At 62.5% G+C, this 11237-nt stretch carries 12 protein-coding genes and 1 pseudogene; 7 read left to right on the plus strand and 6 right to left on the minus strand.

All coding sequences use genetic code 11. The features are described 5' to 3' along the window. The 4 genes and pseudogenes from XI04_RS04890 to XI04_RS04905 form a co-directional block, all read left to right on the plus strand. Window positions 1-160: pseudogene (locus tag XI04_RS04890) on the plus strand (peptide ABC transporter ATP-binding protein); the annotation flags it as partial. 54 nt (window positions 161-214) lie between these two features. Continuing rightward, window positions 215-1711, plus strand: a complete 1497-nt coding sequence (locus XI04_RS04895; protein ID WP_028142421.1) for an ABC transporter substrate-binding protein — start codon at window positions 215-217, stop codon at window positions 1709-1711. A gap of 174 nt (window positions 1712-1885) precedes the next feature. Next, complete coding sequence (locus XI04_RS04900; RefSeq protein ID WP_271608169.1) at window positions 1886-2017, plus strand: hypothetical protein; 132 nt, start codon at window positions 1886-1888, stop codon at window positions 2015-2017. A 256-nt stretch (window positions 2018-2273) separates the two neighbouring features. Beyond that, the gene (locus XI04_RS04905; protein WP_038970555.1) at window positions 2274-3479 is read left to right on the plus strand and encodes a calcium-binding protein; all 1206 of its coding nucleotides are present in this window, start codon (window positions 2274-2276) and stop codon (window positions 3477-3479) included. Between the two features lie 149 nt (window positions 3480-3628). On the opposite strand, the gene XI04_RS04910 is transcribed toward XI04_RS04905, so the two are convergent. The 3 genes from XI04_RS04910 to XI04_RS04920 all read right to left on the minus strand — a co-directional run bounded on the left by XI04_RS04910 (window position 3629) and on the right by XI04_RS04920 (window position 5284). After that, window positions 3629-3781, minus strand: coding sequence for a hypothetical protein (locus XI04_RS04910; protein WP_173015868.1), 153 nt, complete (start codon window positions 3779-3781; stop codon window positions 3629-3631). 118 nt (window positions 3782-3899) lie between these two features. Beyond that, on the minus strand, window positions 3900-4349 hold the full coding sequence (locus tag XI04_RS04915) for a hypothetical protein (RefSeq protein WP_157158788.1): 450 nt from the start codon (window positions 4347-4349) through the stop codon (window positions 3900-3902). A 59-nt stretch (window positions 4350-4408) separates the two neighbouring features. Then, on the minus strand, window positions 4409-5284 hold the full coding sequence (locus tag XI04_RS04920) for an aldo/keto reductase family oxidoreductase (RefSeq protein ID WP_038970553.1): 876 nt from the start codon (window positions 5282-5284) through the stop codon (window positions 4409-4411). 97 nt (window positions 5285-5381) lie between these two features. On the opposite strand from XI04_RS04920, the gene XI04_RS04925 reads away from it, so the two are divergent. Beyond that, entirely contained in the window at window positions 5382-6317 is a 936-nt protein-coding gene (locus XI04_RS04925; RefSeq protein ID WP_083859290.1) for a LysR family transcriptional regulator, read from the plus strand. Window positions 6318-6519: 202 nt separating this feature from the next. Here the strand turns inward: XI04_RS04925 and XI04_RS04930 are convergent, their stop codons facing one another. Further along, the gene (locus XI04_RS04930; protein WP_038970551.1) at window positions 6520-7146 is read right to left on the minus strand and encodes an alpha/beta hydrolase; all 627 of its coding nucleotides are present in this window, start codon (window positions 7144-7146) and stop codon (window positions 6520-6522) included. After that, window positions 7143-8081, minus strand: coding sequence for a ring-cleaving dioxygenase (locus tag XI04_RS04935; RefSeq protein WP_028142425.1), 939 nt, complete (start codon window positions 8079-8081; stop codon window positions 7143-7145). The genes XI04_RS04930 and XI04_RS04935 overlap by 4 nt, the downstream gene beginning before the upstream one ends. Before the next feature lie 128 nt (window positions 8082-8209). On the opposite strand from XI04_RS04935, the gene XI04_RS04940 reads away from it, so the two are divergent. Together XI04_RS04940 and XI04_RS04945 are read left to right on the plus strand one after the other, a co-directional pair. Beyond that, complete coding sequence (locus XI04_RS04940) at window positions 8210-9121, plus strand: LysR family transcriptional regulator (RefSeq protein WP_173015962.1); 912 nt, start codon at window positions 8210-8212, stop codon at window positions 9119-9121. A gap of 457 nt (window positions 9122-9578) precedes the next feature. Beyond that, window positions 9579-10055, plus strand: coding sequence for a hypothetical protein (locus XI04_RS04945; RefSeq protein WP_028142426.1), 477 nt, complete (start codon window positions 9579-9581; stop codon window positions 10053-10055). A 145-nt stretch (window positions 10056-10200) separates the two neighbouring features. On the opposite strand, the gene XI04_RS04950 is transcribed toward XI04_RS04945, so the two are convergent. After that, the gene (locus XI04_RS04950) at window positions 10201-11160 is read right to left on the minus strand and encodes a c-type cytochrome (protein WP_244625826.1); all 960 of its coding nucleotides are present in this window, start codon (window positions 11158-11160) and stop codon (window positions 10201-10203) included. Between the last annotated feature and the right edge of the window lie 77 nt (window positions 11161-11237).

The raw sequence follows: 11237 nt of genomic DNA on the forward strand, positions 1-11237 counted from the left end.
GGCCGCGACCGGATGCCCCTATGTCGCGCGCTGTCCGCTCGCCGACCAGCATTGCCGCGAGGCCATGCCTGAGTTACGCAAGGTGGGCGAGGGGCACCTTGCCGCCTGCCACAAGGCCGAGGCTGTGATGGCGTTGCCGCAGGCGGCCATGGAAGGTTAGTGTCCGGAGCAGGATTGGCGTAGGCTTAGAACAGAACTGGCCGGGGAGTTACGCATGTTCAGGAAATTGTCGATCGTTGCATTTGCCGCCGCGTTGGTCGCAACGCCTTTGCCGGTGCTTGCGCAGAGCAAGAAGGACAGCGTCGTCATGGCGATGGCGCTGGAGCCGCCGGGGCTCGATCCGACCAATGCGGCCGCTGCCGCGATCGCAGAGGTCACGCTCTACAACATCTACGAGACCCTGACCAAGATCAACGAGGACGGCTCCGTTTCGCCCTTGCTGGCGGAGAGCTGGACCGCTTCGCCTGATCTGAAGACCTATACGTTCAAGCTGCGCAAGGGCGTCAAATTCCACAACGGCGAGGCGTTCGATTCCGCCGCGGTGAAGTTCTCGTTCGAGCGCAACGCCGCGCCGAACAGCACCAACAAGGACAAGAGCCTCTACCAGGCCTTCGAGAAGGTCGAGGCGCCCGATGCCGACACGGTCGTGATCACCTTGAAATACGGCGAGCCGAACCTGCCGTTCCTGCTGGGTCAGGCGGGCGGCTCGATTGTCGAGCCGAAGAGCGCTGCCACCAACGTCACGCAGCCGGTCGGCACCGGGCCCTATCAGCTCGGTGCCTGGGCCAAGGGCTCCTCAATCACCTTGACCAAATGGGCAGACTACCGCAACGCCGCCGCGGTCAAGCTCTCCAAGGTGACGATCCGCTTCGTCTCCGATCCGGCCGCGCAGACCGCGGCGCTGCTTTCGGGCGACGTCGATGCGTTCCCGCGCGTCTCGGCCCAGCGCACCATTGCCCAGTTCAAGGCCGATCCGCGCTTCACGGTATTGGTCGGCGGCTCCAGGGCCAAGACCATCGTCGCGATCAACCACCGCAAGAAGCCGCTGGACGACGTCCGCGTCCGCCGCGCCATCCTCGCCGCGATCGACCGCAAGGCCATGATCGACGGCGCCGTCGACGGTTTCGGCACGCCGATAGGCAGCTTCTATGTGCCGGGGGCGCTCGGCTATGTCGACACCACCGGCATCAATCCCTACGACCCCGAGAAGGCCAAGAAGCTGCTCACTGAAGCCGGCGTCACCACGCCGCTCGAATTGTCGCTCAAGCTGCCGCCGCCGTCCTATGCGCGGCAGGGCGGCGAGATCGCCGCGGCCCAGCTCGCCAAGGTCGGCATCGTCGCCAAGATCGAGAACGTCGAATGGGCGCAATGGCTGTCGCAGGTGTTCGCCGGCAACGGTCCGCACAATTTCGATCTCACCATCATCAGCCATGTCGAGCCGTTCGATCTCGTCAAGATCACCGAGGCGGACTACTATCTCGGCTACAACAACGAGGCGTTCAACGCACTTTACAAACAGATCGTATCGACGCCGGACGAGGCCGCCCGCGCAAAACTGCTCGGCGACGCCCAGCGTATGCTCGCGACCGACGCCGTCTCCGCCTACCTGTACCAGCCGCAGCTCATCACCATCACCAACAAGAAGTTGAAGGGCGTCTGGAAGGACGTCCCGCAATACGAGAACGATTTCTCGACGTGGTCTTGGGAGTAGGAGCGCTCGATCGAGTCGAGCCTGTCGTTTCAATCTGGCCTCTCCCCATTGGGAGAGGCCAATCGTTTGGCACGTCCAAAACAAGAGCCCGAAAAACAACCCCATGCACAGCAGCTGGGGATTTCAATAGCTTGCGCGTTGCGAACTTCGATGGTTGGCACAATGCGCTGGACATTGACCCGTCGGGCAAACCACGATCTCGACAACGCCCTGTCGACGATGAGCCCGACCGACCACAACGGGTACGACGAGCGCTCCGCCTTCCTGATCACGGTGGACGGAGGCAAGTTCCGCCTGGTGCCGTAGCAGGCAGACATGCTCGCGTGCGCCAGCGCGCTTTTGCAGGTCATCAGAGTTTCACGGATGCGCAACCTGCGGCGAGGTTCCTCGCGGTGTCAGCGCGGTTCCATGCGCCCAATCAAACTCTCTCCCGAATTCCTGCAAATCTCTGCCATCTACCAAAGGTAGATTCGCTGCCGGTGAAGCGTGGTCAACAACGCGTCTTGCAAGAAAATTCTGCACGCGTCAGGCCCGTTTCCGACAATGAAATGGGAGTTACGCCATGCAGCATCTGCCGAACGATACCTACGACGTCACGCTGGACCAGTTTGGTCAAATCGAAACCATCGACGGCGATCCGAACTTCCCGACCACCGCGGACGCCTGGGGTGGCAACGACACCGTGACGGCGACCATCAGCCAGCCCGAAGCAGACGTCACGATCTTTGGCGACGACAGCACGACGCTGCATGGCCAGTCCCACGGCGGCAACGACTCGCTCACGGTCAACTTCAACTACGGCTGGAACGAAGCCCTCGTGGCCGGCGATGCCCAGGCGATGACTGACGACGCCCGCGGCGGCAACGACACCATCAATGTCCTGGCCGACTCGATGTACACCAACGTGCATGCTTTCGGCGACGTCGCCGGCGACATGTCGGGCAATTCGCACGGCGGCAGTGACACCATCACCGGCGCGGTGGGTTGGCGAGACTACGACAATGTGTATGCTGGCGATGCCGGTGGTTCCATGAGCGGCACGGCGAAGGGCGGCAATGACACGCTCGACATCAGCGTGATCACCAGGGAGGGCTCAGCGGTAGCCAGCGGCGACGCCATCGGCGCCATCAGCGGTGATGCGCATGGCGGCAACGACAATATCACCTTCACCTTCGGCACCGACATCGTCTGGACCGGTGGATTTGGCTACGGAGATTCCGCGACCTCGCTGACCGACAATGCCGAGGGGGGCGATGACATTCTCACGCTCAAGGCCGATAGCCCCGACACCCTCCACCTTACGCACCCTTCGCTCTACGGTGATGCGCCGACCATGTCCGGCAATGCCCATGGCGGTAACGATATTCTCATGGGCGGGACAACCAATGATTTCCTGTATGGTGATGCGAAGGTCTATGCCCCCGCGACGCCGGGCTCGATCACCGGCGGCAGGGATATCCTCAACGGCGGCACCGGCGATGACCAGCTTTCGGGCGGAGGAAACAGCGACACCTTCGTCTTCAACGCCGGCTCCGGCAATGACCTGATCACTGATTTCGACCAGGGCAACAAGGCGGTCGGCAGCACCGTGACCGAACATGATTTGATCAATGTGCACGATTACGGGTTCGCGGATTGGGCGGCGCTGTCGAGCCTGATCAGCGACAATGCCGCCGGCGACGCCGTGATTCATCTGTCGGCGAGCGATACCATCACGCTCGACGGCGTGCAAACGGCGAGCCTGCACCAGACCGACTTCCTCATCTGAGCGAGTTGGTTTGGGCGCAACGATCTCGCTCCGCCCGCGGCGGGGCGAGACGCGGGTTGCACTCTTGGCCGCCCAGCAGCGCTACCGCTTCCGCGCTTGGACGACCGCTTCTGACCCGAAGCGGGCTTGCTGTGCCAGGCCGAAGCTGATTATTCAGTCTTACCAGCTGAACCCTTGCGCAGCGCCTCTAAGGCTATACGGGCGTGGTGGGCTGCTTTCTGGTTGCCCATCGTTTCGATCTTTTCCAGTGCCCAGGTCAAATACTGCATAGCAGCCTGGACGTCAGCAGTTTGGTCGGTCATATGACTGTTTCTATCGAATTATGATCGGTTCGTCCCGCACTTGCTGCGCATAAGCGAATTGCATCAGCGATGGCGGCTGTGGCCAAAAGTGAACAGTCTCGCGGTGACGGAAGGAGCATTATCGGCTGTTGCTCCCCGAGTTCAGCACACCATTGCGGTTCAGATCGGCGGAAGAGTTGATCAAGTTGGCGAACAGCGGAAGCGGCTGCTGCAAAAGCTGCAACTCAGGTCCCAGTCTCAGATTGTAGACGCCGCCACGCGGTGGGCATCTTGGCCATCTTACAAACTCACGATGGCCGCTGACGAAGCGGCGCTCTGGCCGAGGCATGAGTACGGCGGCTTCGAACCGCCGTCCTAAACTTTGGCTGATCAATTCCGGTAAGTGTATTGCGCCCCGGACAAATATACTGTCCGTAGCTGTCATCGTCGCAGCCGGAGTTGTAGTAGCCGTAAGCACCGGCCGCAGCGGCTGCGCCAACCGCCGCAGCGCCATACCCCCAACCTCGGCGCCGGCCAGGGTCTTGAGGGCATGGCGACGTCCGATGTCCTTGAGCGTTTCCAGTTTCATACGGTCGGCCCCCATTTGGCATGAGGCAGCACTGTCCCATGCTACGCCCGGAGACCGTCTCAACCGGGGCTCCTGGCAAGGCCATTCAGCTCATCGATCGCATCATCCGGCAAATCGAGTTCGGCCGCGGCGAGATTCTCGCGCAGATGCGCGACGGACGAAGTGCCGGGGATAAGGAGGATGTTAGGTGAGCGACGAAGTAGCCAAGCAAGCGCGACCTGCATGGGCGTTGCACCGAGGCGAGCAGCGACATCGGTTAGAGTGGACGATTGCAGGGGGGTGAACCCGCCGAGCGGAAAGAACGGCACGTAGGCAGTGCCGTCCCGGGCAAGGTCGTCGATCAAGGAGTCGTCAGACCTGTGGGCCAGATTGTATTGGTTCTGCACGCAGACGATCTTGCAAATCTTGCGTCCTTCCGCGACCTGCGTGGCGGTCACGTTGCTCAGCCCAATATGCCTTATCAGGCCCTGACGTTGGAGATCGGCCAAGACGTTCAGCGGCGCTTCGATCGAGCCCTCGGCCGGGCCATGCCGGTCGATCATGACGCGAAAGTTGACGACATCGAGTGCGTCGACCCCGAGATTTTTCAGATTGTCGTGGACCGCCTGGGTGAGCTCTTCGCGCGAGAAGGCCGGATTCCATGAGGCGTCCGCGCCACGCCGAGCCCCGATTTTGGTGTCGATGACGAGATCCTTGGGGTAGGGGTGCAGCGCCTCACGGATCAACTGGTTTGTGACATGCGGGCCGTAGAAGTCGGCTGTGTCGATATGGTTCACGCCGGACGCGATGGCCGCTCGCAGCACAGCCAACGCGGCGGCGCGATCCCTGGGCGGACCGAACACGTGCGGGCCTGCAAGCTGCATGGCACCGTAGCCAAGCCGCTTCACGCGGCGGTCTCCGAGGTCAAAGCTGGCAGTTAGGTCGGTGTTGGGCATAGGTCATCTCCATAAGAACCAATGGCCGGTAGGTAGACGTTGCCCGCGCGCTCGATAACCGGGTACAATCCGAACGGGTTGTTCGGAGAAGCGAACAGTGAAAGTCGATCTGGGTGAACTGAACGCTTTTGTGACCGTCGCGCGGGCCGGAGGCTTTCGGGACGGAGCTCGGTCGAGCGGGGCGAGTGCGTCAGGACTCAGCGAAGCGGTAACCAGGCTGGAAGCGCAACTCGGCGTCAGATTGTTGAACCGGACGACGCGAACCGTGGCGCCCACTGAGGCAGGTCAACGTCTCCTCGAGCGGCTCGGGCCAGCATTCGCCGAGGTGGAAGCTGCCGTCGACGTCGTCAACAGCTCCCGCAACAGGCCAGCAGGTACCCTGCGTCTGAACGTACCGGTCAGTGCGGCACGCCTCGTGCTGCCCACCATCGCGCCGCCCTTTCTCGCCGCTTATCCTGACATCCGGCTGGAAGTGATTGCGGAGAATAACTTTATCGACGTTCTGGCCGCTGGTTGTGATGCTGGCATCCGATACGACGAGCGTCTGGAGCAGGACATGATGGCGATTCCAATCGGTCCTCGCGTTCAGCGCTTTGCAACCGCTGCCTCTCCAAATTACCTGGATCGCTACGGCCGGCCCAATCATCCTCGCGAGCTTGTCGACCACGCTTGCCTTGGCAGTCGTCTTTCGTCCGGCGCGATGGTGGCTCCGTGGGAGTTTGAACGGGAGGGCGAAATCGTTCGCGTCGAACCCAAAGGACCGCTGCTGGTCAGCGTCGGGGCGGCGACAGATCTCGCCGTTGCCGCCGCCATCGCCGGTACCGGCATTGTCACCCTCTTCGAGGACTGGCTTCGTCCCCATCTCGCCAGTGGTCAGCTCGAGCCGGTCCTCGAACCCTGGTGGCAGAGCTTTTCGGGGCCCTTTCTCTACTATCCTGGTCGACGTCTCGTGCCGGCGCCGTTGCGCGCATTCATAGACTTCGTAAGGGGTGTACCATCGCACTCAGCGCATGGCGCGACGCCCACCGCGTAGGCAATGCGTTTGCCAGTAGCGAAATGCTCACTTGTTGAGAGTTCAGAGGCGGCTCGATTCCACTCCAGACTCCATGCGGACGCGACGCGAGACAGTCGAGCATCCCTTCGGCGCGATCAAGGCCGTATGGGTGCGACCTACGACGGGCCGTTCGAGTGAAGGCGGCGGCGCACCGTTTGGAAACGATGCGCCCCTCGCTCGGTCATGCTGCCTTGGCGTCGACGCTGCCGATCCAGTCGCGGGCGAGCGTCAAATCGGCTTGCGACAATTGATGGCCCGCCGGCAGGACCCTGTGGGTCGCGCTCGCGCCTGCTTGCGAGAGCAGAGCCGCAAGCTTGGCCGAATTGCTGGCCGGCACGATCGGATCAGCCTCCCCGGACAGCAGCAGGACTGGCTTGCCTGCAAGATCGGCTCTGGGCGGATCCGACAGCGGCACCATGGCGCGCAGCAGGATCGCGCCGGCCAGAACCTCCGGCTTCAGCAGCAACAGCGCGGCTGCGATGTTGGCGCCATTGGAGAAGCCGACGGCGACCGGCGCGGCGATGCCGTAGCGCTGCCGCGCCGCGTTGACGAACTCGCCGAGCTCGTTCGCGCGGCGGCGGACGTCGTCCTCGTCGAACACACCTTCGGCGAGACGGCGGAAGAAGCGCGGCATGCCGTGCTCGAGCACGCGGCCGCGCGGCGAGAGCAGGGCGGACCCCGGCGAGATCATCTTGCCGAGCCCGAGCAGGTCGTTCTCGTCGCCGCCGGTGCCGTGCAACAGGAGGAGCGGAGGGGAGCCCGCGCTGGCCGCGGGCTCGAAACGATGGATGAATTCAGTCTCGGTCATGACACGGTCTCTTCCAGATTCGGCAGAACACCCTCGATCTGCTTGCGCTGCGCTTCGAGGAAAACAGGCAGCTTGAGGTCACGTCCCAGCGTCGCGACGGGTTCGTCGACGGCGAAGCCGGGGATGTCGGTCGCGATCTCGAACAGCACGCCGCCGGGCTCGCGGAAGTAGATCGAGCGGAAGTAGTTGCGGTCCCTCTGCTCGGTCGGATGCAGGCCGTGATTGCTCACGAGCTTTTGCGCCATCTTGCCCTGCTCGGCATCGTCAGCCGCGCGGAACGCGATGTGATGCACCGAGCCGCCGCCCTGATGGCCGCGCAAAAAGCCCTTGGCCTCGTAGATGTCGACAACGCTGCCCTCGACATCGCCGGGCGCCTTGAAGCGGATCACCGAGCCTTCACGGCCGGTCTCCTTGAAGCCGAACACGTCGGTGAGGACAGCGGCCGTCTTCGCCGCGCTGTCGAGCAGCAAGGTCACGCCATGGAAACCGCGGATCGCGTGCTCGGCCGGCACGTCGCCGTTGCTCCAGCCGGGCTCGCTCTCGGCGCCGGGAATGCCGACCAGCGCCAGCGCCATGCCATCGGGATCGGTGAACGGCAGCACGGATTCGCCGAAGCGCTTCTCCAGCGCCTCGTAGGCAATGCCCTTCTCGGTGAAACGCTGGGTCCAGTAGCCGAGCGAGCGCTGCGGCACGCGGAAGGCGGTCTGATGAGTTTCGCCGACGCCGCGGCGCCCGGCCGGAACGCCCGCCCACGGAAAGAAGGTCAGGATGGTGCCGGGGCGGCCGGTCTCGTCGCCATAATAGAAGTGATAGGTGCCGGGATCATCGAAATTGACCGTCTTCTTGACGAAGCGCAGGCCGAGATCCCGGGTGTAGAAGCCGAAATTCCTGATGGGGTCGCCGGCGATCGCGGTGACATGGTGCAGTCCAGACATTGTCGTCCTCCAGGGTTCGGGGAGCGTCTTGCTCTGGCCGGAAATATCGTTCCGCTTTGGATTGGAGACAATCCATGCAAATATGACGGCTATGTCTACGATTTGGAAACAATCGGCGGGTGCAGCTCTTGGATAAGCTTGGCAGTCTCCGGGCCTTCGTGAAGGTGGTCGAAAGCGGCAGCTTTGCGGAAGCGGGCCGGCAGCTGCGGCTGTCGCGCTCGGCGATCAGCAAGTACATCGCCGACCTCGAGGAGAGCCTCGGCGTCCAGCTGTTGAACCGGACCACACGGCATGCGAGCCCGACCGAGAACGGCCAGCGCTATTTCGAACGCGCGCTCGTCATCCTCTCGGAGATCGAGGCGGCCGACCAGGCGGTGACGCAGGCCCATTCGGCGCCGCGCGGATTGTTGCGCGTCAACGCGCCGATGTCGTTCGGCACGATGCGACTCGGGCCCGTGCTCGCCGATTTCATGGCGCGCTATGGCGAGCTCCAGCTCCAGATCGTGCTCAGTGACGACCTGCTCGATCCCGTCCAGGACGGCTTTGACGTGACCTTGCGGATCGCGGAACTGGAATCGTCGAGCCTGATCGCGCGAAAAATCATGCCGGTGGCGCGCATGATCTGCGCTTCGCCGGATTATCTCGCACGTCACGGCACGCCAAAGCACCCGCAGGATCTGCGCGAGCACGCCTCGCTGACCTACGGCTACCTGCTCACCGGTAATCAGTGGAAGCTTACAGGCGCCGACGGCGATCACTGGATCCAGCCGGCCTGGTCGCTGTGCGTGAACAATGCCGAGGTGCTGCGCGACGTCGCGATCAAGGGCAGGGGGCTCGCGCTGCTGCCGGAGTTCATCGCTGCCGACGCGTTGCGGACAGGCAAGCTGCGCGCCGTCCTGGAAGACTATTTTGCGCCGCCGCTCGCGCTCTATGCGGTCTATCCGCCGACGCGGCACCTGTCGGTGAAGGTCAGGCTCTTCATCGACTTTCTCGTTGAGCGGTTTGGCCGCGATGAAGAAGTCGGCGCGCAGGGGGGCTGAGGCTGGGTCGGGAAGCCATGACTCTGCCCGGGCAACGGCTCGCAGCGATCTCTCGCGATGAGTCAAGAAGGCGAGCTACACGGCAGTCGGGGGATTTCCTTTGAAAGGGTGAGCGGCAAGGGTTCTTCTATTGTCAACGTTGCTGACAGTGATTCCTCGGAATTGCTCTCCCCGCGAACGACTGGATGAAGTCCGGCTACCAGCAAAGGCCATGATGGTTGTGCCTTTGCTGAGAGTCCGCGCAGTGGCTTGATACGATTATACCGCACCGGAAAGTTGAACTTTCTTCCCGCGCCTTGGGACTCATATTAGCGTCCCGACTTCGCGCCTCAGGACAGAAAGAGTTCAACCGCTGTCGGGGCGTTCCGAGGGCTCTCTTCCGTGCCACCGCGAAGAGCCGGGCACGATGAGTAGCTCACACTTCTCGACTTGATTTCAACAAGCGCAGGAGGAAGCTATGCGGAAGTCTCTCACCCTTTTCCTTTCTGGCGTGGCATTGGCCGTCGCGGCGTCAACAGCCGTAGCCGGTGAGCGGGTGCTTGAGTTCAAGCTGGTTACGAAGCCGATCGACCTCAAGGTCATAGAGGCCGCAAACGTCGAGGGACAGACGGTTGTGTCTGGCAAATTCTTTGGGGTCGCCGTCTTCAACGATGGCCGTATCGGAGTGAAAGAGTTCGTCAATACTTCGGACCTGCTCAAAGGGTCGGGCCCCTTCTTCGGCTACAGCACGTACACATTCGAGGAAGGCTCGATTACCGCGCGCTACACCGGTTCGGCCAAAGACGGCAAATCGACGGGCGAATACACCATCCTGTCGGGCACAGGTGCCTATGCGAACGCCACGGGCACGGGAACAATCGAAAGCGCGCCGAACCCATTCAAGGGCGTCAACCTGCTGAACATAAAGCTCGTCGTTAAGACGTCCGGTTCGTGACAGCGCAATGGTCACAGGTCCCACACGAAGGAAGTTGATTCCTTGGGTGGCGTGTTGGCCCGGCCGGCGGCACATTGCCGTCCGGGCGACCTGCTGAAGAATCGCGCCAAGCGCGCCGGCTGGCTTGCACAGCAACTGAAGAATTTCAGTGCTTGAGCGACGCTGAAAAGGCGACCAGTGCGATCATGTCGTCGACGCCGAGATTCTCGACAACCGGTTTCATGACTTCGCTGTTGGCGCCCTTCCGCGCACCCGATTTGAAGTCATAGAGCTGCCGGAACATGTAAGTGGGCGAACGGGACGCAAGCCCCGGCGCGATGGCAGTCCCGCTGAGGTCAGCACCGTGACAGGTCCCGCACTGGACGCGCGGATCGCTGTTCGTTGCCAGCGTCCGTCCTTTCTGAACGCTGCCCACCGGGACGTAGGCGGTGAAACGAGCGCGCGAGTCCCGGCTGACAAAGTGTTCAACGTTTTCCGGTATCTCGATGATGCGCTGGCCGATGGGCTCTTTCTCGGCGCCGTCCAGCGGAGCAAGGAACAGGTCTCTCACCTGTGTTTTTGGCACCGCCTCGGCTTCAACGACGACAATATTCGATCTCGGCTTGATGGAGGCGAAGTAGGCTGCCGCCTCTGCGAGTTCTTGATCTGTCACCGCTTTGGACAACTTGATCATCAGGTCGGTGGCGACGCGAGGCGCAGAGTTCGTGCGCAGGCCCGTCTTGAACTCCGCCGTTTGCTGAATGATGTATTCCGCGGAGAGGCCAAATAGGCTGGCATTCTCAGGACCGCCCGGTCCGTCTGCCCGGTGGCAGACGCCGCACGCGAACACCTCTGGCTTTCTCCCCCTCACCACGATGTCTGGCATTGGTGGATGATCGTCCGGATGCCAGTCGGGCGCGGCGAACAGATCGCGCACTTGCGTGAGCGTAAAACCGGCGGCGCTGTCAGGAACGTGCCTGATCGTGCCATCGTCAGGCGTGCGTTGAAAATTGGGCGGGTTGACCGGGTAGGCCCATGCTGGCGGGCCCTCCTGGATTTGCGCACGCGCCCCCGCCGCGGTGAGCAATGCCAACGAGAACACCCATAGAGCGGTCGGAAATCTCATGGCTCTCGACCTCCCAGCGCGTCGGTGAAGCCAAACTGTACTTCCCGAAGGCGAAGATCAGGAGCGGCTAACCGACC

This window comes from Bradyrhizobium sp. CCBAU 11430, from assembly GCF_028128855.1.
In the GTDB taxonomy this organism is placed as follows: Bacteria; Pseudomonadota; Alphaproteobacteria; order Rhizobiales; family Xanthobacteraceae; genus Bradyrhizobium; species Bradyrhizobium ottawaense.

Bases quoted from the DNA above. Each gene is read 5' to 3' on its own strand.
- XI04_RS04930 (WP_038970551.1), bottom strand. From the start codon at position 7,146: ATGACCGAGACTGAATTCATCCATCGTTTCGAGCCCGCGGCCAGCGCG.
- XI04_RS04935 (WP_028142425.1), bottom strand. From the start codon at position 8,081: ATGTCTGGACTGCACCATGTCACCGCGATCGCCGGCGACCCCATCAGG.
- XI04_RS04895 (WP_028142421.1), top strand. From the start codon at position 215: ATGTTCAGGAAATTGTCGATCGTTGCATTTGCCGCCGCGTTGGTCGCA.
- XI04_RS04945 (WP_028142426.1), top strand. From the start codon at position 9,579: ATGCGGAAGTCTCTCACCCTTTTCCTTTCTGGCGTGGCATTGGCCGTC.
- XI04_RS04905 (WP_038970555.1), top strand. From the start codon at position 2,274: ATGCAGCATCTGCCGAACGATACCTACGACGTCACGCTGGACCAGTTT.
- XI04_RS04950 (WP_244625826.1), bottom strand. From the start codon at position 11,160: ATGAGATTTCCGACCGCTCTATGGGTGTTCTCGTTGGCATTGCTCACC.
- XI04_RS04910 (WP_173015868.1), bottom strand. From the start codon at position 3,781: ATGACCGACCAAACTGCTGACGTCCAGGCTGCTATGCAGTATTTGACC.
- XI04_RS04915 (WP_157158788.1), bottom strand. From the start codon at position 4,349: ATGAAACTGGAAACGCTCAAGGACATCGGACGTCGCCATGCCCTCAAG.
- XI04_RS04920 (WP_038970553.1), bottom strand. From the start codon at position 5,284: ATGCCCAACACCGACCTAACTGCCAGCTTTGACCTCGGAGACCGCCGC.